The following is a 14,259-nucleotide window of genomic DNA, read 5'->3' as shown; positions in this document are numbered from 1 at the left end:
TTTTAAATTAGTATTATTTGATTTTATTTTAACGTAAAACTAGTTTTTCCAACCAATTCTCCTTTATCAAAAATATTTACAAAATAGGTACCTTTTTCAAAAGCTTCACCAGGAAGATTTTCTGATACATTTACAGTACTGTTTTCATATTGAACCGTAGATATAAAACTATAAGTTAATGATTTATCACCGAATTCAATTAATTTTTTCTCACCCAAAACATTGTTCTTGCTGTCAATAATTTGAATATAATAGGATTTATCTCCTGATTTTGCCACTCTGTTTTCAGCAATCGTAAAGTTGATTTTTAAGATATCAGCTCTTCTAGCACGTTCTGTTTCTACTTCTTTACCAGAACTTTTTACTTTATAAGCTCCCGTTTTTAAATTTAAAATTGAAAGTTTAGAGGCTTTTTCAACCGTTTTAGACAATTCTTCATTTTGACCATCCAATACTTGATTGTATTCTTTGGCTTCCACTAAAATTGTTTTTGTACTATCAATTTCAGAAGTTAACTGTTGATTTTGCATTTTCAATTCCTCATTTTCTTTCATGAGGGTATTCATTTTATTCTGCAACTCGCCTATTTGCTTTTTGTACTTACTCAACATGGCTGCATCGCCTTTGGATTTCTTAACTTCTTCCATCAGTTTGACAACTTTGTCACGTTCTGCGATTAATTCTTCAGACATCGACGTGTTTTCTGCAATTGCCGCATCATAGGTCGTTTTTAACTGAGCTAACTCAGAAAGAGCATTTTCTTTTTCAACCGAAACGGAAGACAATTCTGTTTCCACTTGTTTCGCGTCAGAACTCATTTTAAACATATAGCCCAAACTGGCTAATAGCAATAGCGATAATACTAAGATTATTGCTTTTAATTTTGAATTGTTGTTTTGATTTTCCATACCGTTTGTTAAATTTTGAACAAAGTTAAATTTTTTTAGATTCGAAATGCAATAGCATAACGTTATTTTGTATAAAAATAGTATTTTTGGAACAATATTTTTTTTTATGGAAAACTTAATTCCGTTCACGTCAATCGACCTTGGTAAAATTACTGCTCATCGAAGTGGTGAAATTAAGTTTGGTGAAAAAATGCTGACCGTCCCTAAAGACGTTGATATTACGCAATTTCTAAACGATTGCAAGGCTCGATTTGTCCTTTTTGGTATTCCAGAAGACATTGGTATTAGAGCTAATTATGGTCGTCCTGGTGCTGCTTCTGCGTGGAAAAGTGCGATTAAAAGTATCGCCAATATTCAACACAATCGTTTTTGCAAAGGAAGTCATCTTCTTGTATTAGGTTCCTTAAATGTAAAAGAAGAACTTCTACAAGCAGAAAAACTAGATTTTAATAACGTGGATGACCGTAAATCGTTTTCCATCTTAGTTGAAAAAATTGACAAAGAGGTGGCTCATATTATTTTTACGATTGTAAAAGCAGGTAAAATTCCTATCATAATTGGTGGTGGACATAATAATGCTTACGGAAATATAAAAGGAACGGCTTTGGCCAAAGGAAAACCAATTAATGCTGTCAATTTAGATGCGCATTCTGATTTTAGAATTTTAGAAGGCCGTCATAGCGGAAATGGATTTTCCTATTCATTTGACCAAGGTTTTTTAAAGAAATATTTTATTTTTGGTTTACACGAAAGTTATACCTCTAAAAATGTATTGCTTCGTTTGAAAGACATTGAAGACCGTGTGCGATTTAATACCTATGATGAAATTGCAATTCGGAAAACAAAAAACTTTGAACAAGAGTTAAATCAAGCTTTAACGTTTATTAAAAATGATTTTTTTGGAATTGAAATCGATTTAGATTCTCTTCCTAATGTGGCAAGCAGTGCCATGACTCCCAGTGGTTTTTCTATAGAACAAGCTCGCCAATTTATTCATCATTTTGGGCAACATGCACACGCCTCTTACTTGCATATTTGCGAAGGTGCTCCAGATTTAGGTGATGATAAAAATCCGCAGTTAGTAGGCAAGTTAATTGGATATCTGATTACCGATTTCATGAAAGCGAAAAGTATTTTGTTTGAATAATAGCTGATTTTGAATTGTAATTTGAATGCTGAGTGAGGTTAGTTTTATTTAGACTATCTTTGCACACAAATTTATTTTATGACATTTCAAGACTTAAATCTTTTACAAAATATACAACACGCCTTAGCAGACGAAGGTTATACAACCCCTACTCCAATTCAGCAACAAGCGATTCCTATTATATTAGAAGGAACCGATTTAGTGGGCTGTGCTCAAACTGGAACTGGAAAAACCGCTGCATTTGCTATTCCTATTCTAAATACCATTCATCGGATGGTGGGTGCGATTCAAAAACGCAAACTCATTCGAACGTTAGTGATTACGCCAACTCGTGAATTGGCAATTCAAATTGGCGAAAGCTTTGATACCTATGGTCGCTATACCAATGTTAGACAATTAACTATTTTTGGTGGCGTAAGTCAAGTCCCACAAGTAGACCAACTAAAAAAAGGGGTTGATGTTTTAATTGCAACACCTGGACGTTTGCTCGATTTACATAAACAAGGTTTTATTGATTTAGACCATTTGCATTTTTTAGTTTTAGATGAAGCCGATTTAATGCTAGACATGGGATTTATCAATGATGTAAAAAAAATCATCAAATTAACACCTAACAATAGACAAACTTTATTGTTTTCTGCTACAATGCCTATTGCAATTCGTGAAATTGCCGATAGTTATTTAACTAAACCCAAATATGTTTCGGTTACGCCAATTTCATCAACGGCAGAAACGGTGAAACAACAAATCTATTTTGTTGGAAAAGAAGATAAACGCAAATTGTTATATCATTTAATTAGAAATGAACATTTAGACAATTTATTGGTTTTTACTAGAACCAAACATGGTGCAGATAATGTGGTAAAAGCCTTAAAGAAAAATGGAATTTTAGCGGAAGCGATTCATGGCGACAAATCACAAACGGCAAGACAACGCGTTTTAGAAAGTTTTAAAAACAAAGAAATTTCGGTTTTAGTTGCAACAGACATTGCCGCTCGTGGAATTGATATTGAAAGCTTACCCTATGTTTTAAATTTCGATTTACCAAATATTCCTGAAACCTACGTGCATCGCATTGGACGCACGGGACGAGCAGGAAACGGTGGAATATCAATTTCTTTTTGTGCGAAGGATGAAGAACCGTATTGGAAAGACATTCAGAAATTGGTTAAAGTATCGGTTAAAGAAATGAAGGAGCATCCTTATCCTTGGAAAACCGAAGCAGAAGAAGCAGTCTTACAACCTGAAAAAAAGGATTATCGAAATACTACAAAAAATACAAATTCAAGAAAATCGGAGGCTTCCAAACAAAATAAAAAACGTTGGTATTAAGCTTTATTCTTTACTAAATTTTCAATTGATAGAATCAATTTTGACGGTTCAAAAGGTTTAATTAACACGTCGTTCATTCCAGAAGATAAGGCTTCATCTGAAATTTCATCTTTTGCAAAGGCCGTTAACGCAATAATTGGAATGGTAATTCCTTTTTTGCGAATCAATCGCGTTGTATCAAAACCATTGATTAAGGGCATATTGATATCCATTAAGATAATATCAAATGGTTCTTTATTTAGGGCTTCCATTGCGGCATAACCATCATCTACAATTACTGGTTTGAAATTATTTTTCTCTAATATCTTTCGGGTAACCATTTGGTTGATTTTATTATCTTCTACCACTAAAATCTTATATAATTGATTGGCAGACAAATCGACTTGAATATTGTTTATAATTTCATTTACTTTTTTAATATCCGAATCAAAACCAATGACAAACGTGAACTTTGTTCCTTCGTTTATCTTACTTTCTACACTTATTTCACTACCAAAAAGCGAAATTAATTTTTTAACAATAGACAAGCCCAACCCTGCTCCTTGATAATCATCTTCTTTCCGTTCAATTTGAACAAATTTATCAAATATTTTACCTAAATCTTTTTCGGCTATTCCCATTCCGGTATCTTCTACGATAAATTTGATATAACTAATGGTCTTTTCTTGTCGGTCTAAGGTCGCAGAAACCTTAACTTCGCCCGCTTGTGTAAATTTCAATGCATTACTTATCAAATTCATCAATATCTGAGATAAACGCAATTTGTCACCTACTAAAAACTCTGGGATTTCAGGATCAATATAGGTTATAAGTTTGTTTGTATTTCTATTTGAAATAAATATTAGCGAATTGGTCACCATATTAATTTCATCTGCTAAATTCATGGTTGCATTTTCTAAAACAACTTTATTTTCTTCAATTTTATTGATTTGAAGTAAGTCATTAACCAACGATAATAAATAACGAGCAGAAAACTTTAATGAATTTAAATGCGGACTATCAGCCAATTCTTTATGTTCATCCGATAACATATTAGTAATTCCAACAACACCATAAAGTGGTGTTCGCAATTCGTGACTAATCGTCGATATAAATTGGGTTTTAACTTTTGAAGCTTCTTCTGCTTTTTCTTTTGCTAAACTCAATTCTATATTTTTATCTTCTAAGTAGTTATTGATTTTAGTTCGAAACAAATTATTTCGATATAAAACATATAATAAAAAAAACATTAACAAGAGAAAAATCATGATAAGCGTTACAATTATTTTTGTCTTTTTTAAACTATCCGATTGAAGTTTACGCTCTTTAGCCATGACTTGAATAGCTTTTTTAGATTTCTCTAATTCTATTTTCAAAGCTACTAATTGCGTATTTTTTAAAATATCAGAATTATATAAACGTGATTTTACTTCTTCATGATCTTCTAAATTCACATAGGCATTTTTATAATCACCAATTTCAAAAAGATGTTCAGCATAGTGTTCATAAGCATCGCTTAAATAGGAATCTAATTCATTAATTTTACTGATTTGGATAGCTTTTTTAAAATTTAAATCGGCTTTTTCATTATCCTTCAAATAATTAAATTTCATTCCTAATAACAAATATAAAGACGACTCCGTATCAGGAAATCGCATATAATCAATATATTTCTCAGAATAATTTAGATTTTGAATGGCTTCCTCTTGCTTATTCTGTTCAAATAAGACAAAAGCCTTATTCATTTTAATCAACACCAGAGAACCCGTGTCTTTAAATTTTTCGGCAAAAACCATGGACTTATTGTAATATTCTAACGATTTTTCGTAATTTTTTTTACGATTGAGATAAATATTCCCGATGTTGTTATAAAACCAAATTTTTAAGGTGTCATTTTTTGCTTTATTGGCATAATCAATTGCTTTTTCATATAAAGCTAAGGCCTTATTATCTTCTAAAATTTCTTCGTAATTACCTGCAACCGAATTATAAGAAATGGCAATAAGTGTATTGTCTTTTAGGTTAAAGGAATGGTTAAGAGCATCATACGAAAGGGCAATCGATTCTTTGTATTTAGACTGCAAGATCAAACTATCGGATTTTGTCAACAAGGCAAATACTTCTTTCTTGGTTAATTTTTCATTTTGCGAAAAACTAACCTGAAATGCAAATAATAGGAATAGAAACAGTAGAATTTTTTGGGACATTCTATTTATGTTTAGCCAAATGTAGTTAATTATTTGAAAAAAAAATCCTGATTTCTCAGGATTTTTAAAAATTTAATTTCGAACTAGCTTTTTGTATTTAATTCGTTTAGGAGTCAAATCTCCACCTAAACGTTTTCGTTTGTTTTCTTCGTATTCAGAGAAACTTCCTTCAAAGAAATATACTTGAGAATCCCCTTCAAAAGCTAAGATATGCGTAGAAACGCGATCTAAAAACCAACGGTCGTGTGAAATAATTACGGCACAACCTGCAAAGTTTTCTAAACCTTCTTCTAATGCTCTCAAGGTATTGATATCTAAATCATTGGTGGGTTCATCTAATAGCAACACGTTTCCTTCTTCTTTTAAGGTAATTGCTAAATGGAGTCGGTTTCGTTCTCCTCCAGACAACGTGGCCACTTTTTTATTTTGGTCACTTCCACCAAAGTTAAAGCGGCTTAAATAGGCTCTAGAATTTACTTGTCGGCCACCCATCATGATTAATTCTTGTCCGTCACAAAAATTTTCCCAAATTGATTTTTCAGGATCAATATTAGAATGAGCTTGATCTACATAGGCTATTTTAACTGTATCTCCAATTGTAAAAGTCCCTTTGTCTGGTTGTTCTTCATCCATAATCATACGGAAAATAGTGGTTTTACCAGCACCATTTGGCCCAATAATACCTACAATTCCAGCTTGTGGCAAGGAGAAATTTAAATCTTCATAAAGCAATTTATCACCATATCCTTTAGAAACACCAATGGCATCAATCACATTTGTTCCTAAACGTGGTCCGTTCGGAATATATAGTTCTAACTTTTCATCTAACGCTTTTTGGTCTTCGTTTAAGAGTTTATCATAGTTTTGTAAACGGGCTTTTTGCTTGGTTTGTCGGCCTTTGGCTCCTTGACGAACCCAATCTAATTCTCGTTCCAACGTTTTTCTATGTTTGGAAGCTGTTTTTTCCTCCAACTCCATCCGTTTTGATTTTTGGTCTAACCACGAAGAATAATTTCCTTTCCACGGAATACCTTGACCTCTATCCAATTCTAAAATCCAACCCGCTACATTATCTAAGAAATACCTATCATGCGTTACGGCAATCACTGTTCCTGGATATTGTTGCAAATGTTGCTCTAACCACAACACCGATTCGGCATCTAAATGGTTTGTTGGCTCATCTAATAATAAGACATCCGGTTGTTGCAATAATAAACGACACAAGGCCACACGACGTTTTTCACCACCTGATAAAACCTTAATCGGCGTATCAGATTCTGGGGTTCGCAAAGCATCCATGGCAATTTCAAGCTTATTGTCAATTTCCCATGCTCCAGCGGCATCAATTTTATCTTGTAATTCCGCTTGACGATCCATCAGCTTTTGCATCTTATCGGCATCTTCATAGACTTCTGGCAAACCAAAACTATCATTAATTTTATTGAATTCGTCTAAAAGAGCATAAATTTCAGCAGCTCCTTCTCTCACAATTTCAATGACGGTTTTGGTTTCATCTAATTGCGGCTCTTGTTCTAAATAGCCCACTTTATAACCGGGAGCGAAAACTAAATCACCTTGAAAATTTTTATCAATTCCGGCAATAATCTTTAATAACGATGATTTTCCAGAACCATTTAAACCTAAAATACCAATTTTAGCTCCGTAGAAAAAACTTAAATAAATATCTTTTAATACTTGTTTGTTTGTGCTAGAGTAAGTCTTACTTACTTTAGACATTGAGAATATAACTTTTTTATCGTCTGACATAATACTCGTAATTATTATTTTTAAATTTTAATTATTTCTATAATTTAAACTCGGCCTTTCAACGCATTGAAAACCCATGCATTAGCAAGAAAACCAATACCAGTAGCGGCAAATCCCCAGCCAGCCACATCGTCATATTTAAATGCCCCAAGGCCTATTAACAAAAGCCCCATCACAATCATGATGAAAGTCGCCCATGCTAAAACCGTATTTTTATTCATTCCCATAATTATTATTTTTGGTTTACAAATATCGATATAATAAAACGAAAAGGAAAACGTTTTGGCTTGCTTTTTAACTATCCGTGTTTAGATTCAAAAAAATCGATTGTAAACGAGGATTTTAATTTCTATATTTGACTATCTTAATTTTAAAGGTTAAAATTTTTTCATCATATACTCTTACTTATGCGTTTTTCTATCTTAAAAACAAGCACGCTTTTTTTAATTATTTTCTGTTTTTCATATTTTGGTTATAGCCAAGAAGCCCGTTTAAAAAATATTCAAAAACTAACTTTTGGTGGCGATAATGCTGAAGCCTATTTTAGTCCAGACGGAAAAAAACTGACACTTCAAGTAACCAATACTGCTTTTGGCGTTCCGTGTGATCAAATATTTATGCTTGATTTACAGGAAAAAGAATTTACCGAAAATAGCTTAAAATTGGTTTCTACTGGAAAAGGAAGAACGACTTGTTCTTTTTATATGCCTGATGGCAAGCACATTCTTTATGCTTCTACACATGAAGCAAGTCACGCTTGTCCGGCTGTTCCAAAATCGCCAGACGGAAAATATTTATGGCCAATTTATCCAGAATTTGATATTTATATTGCCGATTTAAAAGGTAACATCACCAAAAAACTAACCGATTCTCCCGGATATGATGCGGAAGCAGTGGTTTCTCCAGACGGAAAAAAAATTGCTTTTACGAGTATACGCAGTGGTGATTTAGAATTGTGGACCATGGATGCTGACGGTTCTAATTTGAAACAAATTACGTTTGGATTAGGTTATGATGGTGGTTGTTTCTTTTCGCATGACAGTAAAAAATTAGTTTTTCGTTCTTCACGCCCACAAACACCTGAAGCCATTGCAGATTACAAACAATTATTAAGTAAAAACTTGGTTGCTCCGTCTGATATGGAGATTTATACCTGTAACATCGACGGTTCGGATTTAAAGCAAATTACCAATTTAGGAAAAGCCAATTGGGCTCCTTATTTTCATCCATCAGACCAAAAAATTATTTTCTCTTCTAATCATCATTCAACGCGAGGGTATGATTTTCAATTATATATGATTGATATTACGGGTGAGAATTTACAACAAATTACTTACGAAAGTGAATTTAATGCGTTTCCGATGTTTTCACCAGACGGAAAAAAACTAGTATTTTCTAGTAATCGTCAACAATCAAAAGCGAGAGAAACCAACGTTTTTATAGCTGATTGGGTCGAGGGGGATCCTGCCGAGCTTGCACAGCCTAACTCATTAAAAAAGAATATTTCGTATTTGGCTTCAGATGAAATGAAGGGCCGATTAACAGGCTCCAAAGAAGAGCAAATGGCGGCTGATTATTTAGTTAAAGAAATGAAAAGTTTAGGTTTAAAACCGTATGATGAAAAGAATTATCTTCAAAAATTTGAGTATAAAGTTCGTTTAAATCCGCAAGATTCTTTAAACTTAAAAGATAATACAGGCAGAAATGTAATAGGATTTTTAGATAATAAAGCTTCAAAAACCATTGTTATTGGAGCACATTATGATCATTTGGGATTGAATGAGCACAACCATTCTACAAAAGCAAATTCAAAAGGAGAAATCCATAACGGGGCCGATGATAATGCTTCAGGAGTTGCCGCTGTTTTAGAATTAGCTCGAATGTATGCTAAAAACAAAACGAATGAAAAGGTAAACTATATTTTTGCTTTCTTTTCAGGGGAAGAAGACGGATTAATCGGCTCTAAATTTATGGCGGCTACTTTAAAAGTCAATCATCCCAATGTGATTGCAATGATTAATTTAGACATGATTGGTCGCTTGAATGATATGAAAAACCTTACTGTTGGCGGAATTGGGACTAATCCAAATTTCAAAACTATTGTCAACACCAATAAACCCGCAGGTTTTAATGTTACTTTAGACGAAAGTGGCGTTGGTCCTTCTGATCATACTTCCTTTTATTTGAAAGATATTCCGGTTTTATTCTTTTTTACAGGAACGCATAACGATTATCACAAACCAAGTGATGATGAAGATAAAATTAACTATTATGGCGTACGAACTATTACTGATTATGTGTTTAGAGTGTCAAATGCTATTGCTGATTTAGATAAAGTAGCCTTTGTAAAAACTAAAATTGATACTCCAAAAACAGCTCCACGTTATAAAGTTACCTTAGGTATTATGCCTGATTATACTGACCATGGAGATGGTTTACATGTTGATGGCGTAACGGATAATCGTCCCGCACAATTGGCCGGAATTGAAGCCGGAGATATTATTACAAAAATTGGTGATTGTGAAATTAAAGAGGTATATGCCTATATGAAATGCTTAGGCGGAATCAATGCTGGCGACGAATTAATTGTTACTTATCTTCGGAATGGAGAAATTAAAACAACGAAAGTAATTTTTTAAACTTTTCTTGAAATAAATAAAAAGCGATTTTGAATAGTCTAGATTCAAAATCGCTTTTTTTAAATAAAAATCTTAGCCAACATTTCCTTTAATAAATCCGATTCATGCAATTGGTTCGCTCCTACTCCTTTGCTCCGCACATCTACTTCACGTAAAACAGAAACAATACTGCTTACTTTTCGCATGGGATAATTTTTTAGAGCAACATCATAATCTTTCAGAAAATAAGGATTTACTTTTAATACTTTTGCTACATTTCCAGGTGATTTATCTTTCAAACCGTGGTATTGCAAGAGGCTTGAAAAAAAACTAAAAACCGAACCTGTAGTTCCGAATATTGGATAATCTTTTTTGTTTTGAGCAAAGTGGTCAGCAATGCGATAGGCTTGCAGTTGATTTCGTTCGCCAATAGCTTTACGGAATTCAAAAACATTAAAATCTTTACTAAATCCAATATTTTCTTCGATGTGGGAAGGCGTAATGGTCACTCCTTTTGGTAAAATGATTTGAAGTTTTTCCAATTCATTATTAATTCTACTTAAGTCGGTTCCTAAAAACTCAACCAGCATCAAGGTCGCTTTTGGCTCAATTTGATATCCTTTTCCTTTTAAAATTTTAGAAATCCAAGTTCCCACTTGATTTTCATACATTACTTTACTTTCAAAAAGTAATCCATTTTTTTGGATGATTTTGACTAAACTTTTACGTTTATCTAACGTTTTGTATTTGTAAGCAAAAACCAAAACGGTTGTCGGTTGTGGGTTTTCTGCATAGGATTGTAATTTATCAATTGTTTTTATTAAATCTTGAGCTTCCCGCACCACAATTACTTGCCTTTCGGCCATCATCGGATAACGTTTTGCTGCTCCAACGATATCTTCAATAGTAACATCACGACCATACATAATCATTTGATTAAAACCTTTTTCTTCTTCGGAAAGAATGTTATTCTCAATGAATTCGGTTAATTTATCAATATAATAGGGCTCTTCTCCCATTAAAAAATAGATTGGTTTAATTAAACCGTTTTTGATGTCATTGGTAATTTTTAAAATTTCTTCCATGTTGAATGTAAGCAGGATTTAATTGTATTCGATTTTTTACAACGTCAAATTTTATATCTTTGTTTATGCAAAAATTAAATTTTCCAGAATATTCCTTTCGCATCAAAAATAGTGAAAATAAACACTATGTCTTTGATGAAATCAGAAAAAAATTTATTGTATTAACTCCAGAGGAATGGGTGCGTATTCATGTTGTTCGCTTTTTACTTGAAGTGAAAAAATACCCAAAATCATGGATTAATGTTGAAAAAAAAATTGAAATTAATGGTTTAACCAAACGGTATGATGTTGTTGTTTATCAACCAGATGGCTCTATTTTTTTATTGGTAGAATGCAAACAACCTAAGATTGAAATTAATCAAGATACTTTTGATCAAATTGCTCGTTATAATATGATATTAAAAGCTACTTATTTAATGGTTACCAATGGTCTAAATCATTACTTTTGTGAAATTGATTCTGAAAAGGAACAATATGTTTTTCTAAATGATATTCCAACCTATCAATCCCAAAACTAAGACTCTAGCATTACTATTTTGAAAAAAATCGCAGTTGTTATTTTAAATTGGAATGGCGCAAAATTGTTGCAACAGTTTTTGCCCGTTGTACTTTTGTATTCAGATGAAGCAACGATTTATGTAGCTGATAACGCTTCTACGGATGATTCAATCACCGTTTTAAAAAACGAATTTCCGTCAGTAAAAATCATTCAAAATAAGGCCAACTTTGGTTTTGCAAAAGGCTATAATGAATGCTTACAAGCGGTAGAAGAAGATATATACTGTTTATTAAATTCTGATGTAGAAGTAACTAAAGACTGGTTGAAGCCAATCTTATTACTTTTTGAAGAACAGCCAAATGTCGCAATTATTCAGCCAAAAATATTGGATTATAATCATAAAACACATTTTGAATATGCAGGTGCCGCTGGTGGATTTATAGATAAATTTGGCTATCCATTTTGTCGTGGACGAATTTTTAATACCATAGAAGAAGACAAAGGACAATATAATGATATACAAGCTGTTTTTTGGGCCTCAGGAGCTTGTTTTTTTATACGTAAATCGGTTTTTAGGGAATTAAATGGTTTTGATGCCGACTTTTTTGCACATCAAGAAGAAATTGATTTATGCTGGCGTAGTTCACAATGGCAATATGAAACCTATTATTGTGGCTTTTCAACGGTTTATCATGTGGGTGGTGGCACTTTAAACTCGACCAATCCTAAAAAGACCTATTTAAATTTCAGAAACTCTTTGTTCATGCTTACCAAAAATGTACCGACTAGAAGTTTGGCTTTTGTTTTAGTTAGTCGAATGATTTTGGACGGTCTTGCAGGAATTCAATTTCTTTATCAACTAAAATTTTCGCATTTTACAGCTATCCTAAAAGCACACTTTTCATTTTATGGTTCCTTCCTTAAAATGGTAAAAAAACGCGGAAAAATAGTCAATAAAAAATATGCTTTTCAAACCAGTATCGTCTACAATTATTTTTTACGAAATCAGAAAAAATTTATTGATAATTTTAACAATAGTTTATAGCATTTACGGTAGTTTATCACGAAAATAGTGTTAATTTTGTAGAAACTTAAAATGATATGTTTATGAAAAAAGCTGTATTGCTATTAGCTATAATGGCACTCTCGTTAGGTTCGTGCGGCACCAAAAAGAAGATCGCAGAATTGGAAGCTCAGAATAAAGAGTGTCAAGATTTATTGAACTCTACAACTGTAAAGTTAAACATGTGTTTATCTGAAAAAGATTTGTTAAGCAATCAGATTACTGATTTGAAAAAATCAAATTCAGATTTAATTAGTAATGTAGGCAACATCACGATGCTTTCTACAAAAGGAGCTGAAAACTTAGAAAAATCATTAGAAAGTTTAAAAGAAAAAGATTTAAAAATCACACGATTACAAGATGCGTTAACCAAAAAGGACAGTGTGACGTTGGCTTTGGTTACTAGTTTGAAAAAATCAGTCGGCATTTCTGATCCAGACATTGAAATTAATGTGGAAAAAGGGGTTGTAATGATTTCTATTGCTGATAAAATGTTATTTAAATCAGGTAGTTATGAAGTGAGCGACAGAGCCAAAGAGGTTTTAGGTAAAGTGGCTAAAATTGTAAATGACAAACCAACTTTTGAATGTATGGTTGAAAGTCATACAGATACTGTTCCTTACAGAAATGGTCTTTTATTAGACAATTGGGATTTAAGTGTTAAACGCGCAACTTCAGTGGTTCGCGTCTTGACAGTAGACCACAAAGTAAAACCTAGCCAGTTGATTGCGGCAGGTCGCGGTGAGTATGTTCCTTTAGTGGAAAACAATACCGTTGCCAATCGTTCTGCCAACCGAAGAACACGTATCATTATCATGCCTAAAATTGATGAATTTTATGATATGATTGAAAAAGAAATGAAAAATCAAAAAGCAGGGAAATAATATTTCGAGCTTTTTATATCTAAAAAACGTCCTGAAATTCAGGACGTTTTTTTTATTTACTCTTTTAAAAGATATCTATAGTTCCTTTTCCTTCTCGGATGATAACGGGTTCTCCTTCCGATAAATCAATTATGGTAGAAGGCTGGTTGTCTCCATAACCTCCATCAATGACCATTTCAACCTGGTTTTGCCACTTTTCAAAAATTAATTCAGGATCAGTAGAATACTCCAATACTTCATCTTCATCATAAATAGAGGTAGAAATAATCGGATTGCCCAATAGTTTTACAATTTGCAATACAATTGGATTATCAGGAATACGGATACCTACTGTTTTTTTCTTTTTAAATTCTTTTGGAAGATTATTGTTCCCTGGCAAAATAAAGGTATAGGGACCCGGTAGCGAACGTTTAAGAATTTTAAAGGTTGAGGTGTCAATTTGCTTCACATAGTCCGACAAATTGCTTAAATCGTTGCAAATGAATGAAAAATTAGCTTTATCTAATTTGATTCCTTTTATTTTAGCAATTCGTTCTAACGCTTTTGTATTGGTGATATCACATCCTAATCCGTAAACGGTATCCGTTGGATAAATTACTAATCCTCCGTTTTTAAGCACTTTAACCACTTTTTGAATGGCCGCTTCATTAGGGTTTTCGGGATATATTTTTATAAATTGTGCCATAGTTAAATGCTTTTTTTAATTACAAAAGTACAGTAGAAAAAATGAATTTGTACTATTTTTCATTTTTATGTAATAAAAAAAGCCC

12 protein-coding genes are annotated in these 14,259 nt (G+C 32.7%); 6 read left to right on the top strand and 6 right to left on the bottom strand.

Annotation, left to right across the window (positions count from 1 at the left end; translation table 11 throughout):
* Nucleotides 1–23: 23 nt before the first annotated feature.
* Nucleotides 24–908 carry a hypothetical protein gene (locus PHR76_RS10630; protein WP_300062189.1) on the bottom strand — a complete coding sequence of 295 codons (885 nt, stop codon included), beginning with the start codon at nt 906–908 and terminating at the stop codon, nt 24–26.
* 106 nt (nt 909–1,014) lie between these two features.
* On the opposite strand from PHR76_RS10630, the gene PHR76_RS10625 reads away from it, so the two are divergent.
* Together PHR76_RS10625 and PHR76_RS10620 are read left to right on the top strand one after the other, a co-directional pair.
* The gene (locus PHR76_RS10625) at nt 1,015–2,055 is read left to right on the top strand and encodes a formimidoylglutamase (protein ID WP_300062186.1); all 1,041 of its coding nucleotides are present in this window, start codon (nt 1,015–1,017) and stop codon (nt 2,053–2,055) included.
* A gap of 78 nt (nt 2,056–2,133) precedes the next feature.
* Nucleotides 2,134–3,387, top strand: coding sequence for a DEAD/DEAH box helicase (locus tag PHR76_RS10620; RefSeq protein WP_300062183.1), 1,254 nt, complete (start codon nt 2,134–2,136; stop codon nt 3,385–3,387).
* Here the strand turns inward: PHR76_RS10620 and PHR76_RS10615 are convergent.
* From PHR76_RS10615 to PHR76_RS10605, 3 genes are all read right to left on the bottom strand, one after another.
* Nucleotides 3,384–5,573, bottom strand: a complete 2,190-nt coding sequence (locus tag PHR76_RS10615) for a response regulator (protein WP_300062180.1) — start codon at nt 5,571–5,573, stop codon at nt 3,384–3,386. The genes PHR76_RS10620 and PHR76_RS10615 overlap by 4 nt on opposite strands.
* A 72-nt stretch (nt 5,574–5,645) precedes the next feature.
* Nucleotides 5,646–7,340: an energy-dependent translational throttle protein EttA gene (gene ettA / locus PHR76_RS10610; RefSeq protein ID WP_300062177.1), complete on the bottom strand. Its 1,695-nt coding sequence runs from the start codon at nt 7,338–7,340 to the stop codon at nt 5,646–5,648.
* Nucleotides 7,341–7,384: 44 nt separating this feature from the next.
* The gene (locus PHR76_RS10605) at nt 7,385–7,567 is read right to left on the bottom strand and encodes a CAL67264 family membrane protein (protein WP_300062174.1); all 183 of its coding nucleotides are present in this window, start codon (nt 7,565–7,567) and stop codon (nt 7,385–7,387) included.
* A 180-nt stretch (nt 7,568–7,747) separates the two neighbouring features.
* On the opposite strand from PHR76_RS10605, the gene PHR76_RS10600 reads away from it, so the two are divergent.
* Nucleotides 7,748–9,979 (top strand): M20/M25/M40 family metallo-hydrolase, encoded by a 2,232-nt coding sequence (locus tag PHR76_RS10600; protein ID WP_300062171.1) that lies wholly within the window; start codon nt 7,748–7,750, stop codon nt 9,977–9,979.
* Nucleotides 9,980–10,038: 59 nt separating this feature from the next.
* On the opposite strand, the gene holA is transcribed toward PHR76_RS10600, so the two are convergent.
* Nucleotides 10,039–11,043, bottom strand: coding sequence for a DNA polymerase III subunit delta (gene holA, locus PHR76_RS10595; protein ID WP_300062168.1), 1,005 nt, complete (start codon nt 11,041–11,043; stop codon nt 10,039–10,041).
* 65 nt (nt 11,044–11,108) lie between these two features.
* Here holA and PHR76_RS10590 point away from each other — a divergent pair, with 65 nt between their 5' ends.
* From PHR76_RS10590 to PHR76_RS10580, 3 genes are all read left to right on the top strand, one after another.
* Nucleotides 11,109–11,561 carry a type I restriction enzyme HsdR N-terminal domain-containing protein gene (locus PHR76_RS10590; RefSeq protein WP_300062165.1) on the top strand — a complete coding sequence of 151 codons (453 nt, stop codon included), beginning with the start codon at nt 11,109–11,111 and terminating at the stop codon, nt 11,559–11,561.
* Nucleotides 11,562–11,579: 18 nt separating this feature from the next.
* Entirely contained in the window at nt 11,580–12,587 is a 1,008-nt protein-coding gene (locus PHR76_RS10585) for a glycosyltransferase family 2 protein (RefSeq protein ID WP_300062162.1), read from the top strand.
* A gap of 62 nt (nt 12,588–12,649) precedes the next feature.
* Nucleotides 12,650–13,489 (top strand): OmpA family protein, encoded by an 840-nt coding sequence (locus PHR76_RS10580; RefSeq protein WP_300062159.1) that lies wholly within the window; start codon nt 12,650–12,652, stop codon nt 13,487–13,489.
* 64 nt (nt 13,490–13,553) lie between these two features.
* Here the strand turns inward: PHR76_RS10580 and PHR76_RS10575 are convergent, their stop codons facing one another.
* On the bottom strand, nt 13,554–14,174 hold the full coding sequence (locus tag PHR76_RS10575) for an L-threonylcarbamoyladenylate synthase (RefSeq protein ID WP_300062156.1): 621 nt from the start codon (nt 14,172–14,174) through the stop codon (nt 13,554–13,556).
* Nucleotides 14,175–14,259: the final 85 nt, after the last annotated feature.

The sequence above is a fragment of the Flavobacterium sp. genome (assembly GCF_028689845.1).
Lineage (GTDB): Bacteria > Bacteroidota > Bacteroidia > Flavobacteriales > Flavobacteriaceae > Flavobacterium.
The sequence above is the reverse complement of the archived record's forward strand: the minus strand, read 5'-3'. Positions and strand labels throughout refer to the sequence as shown.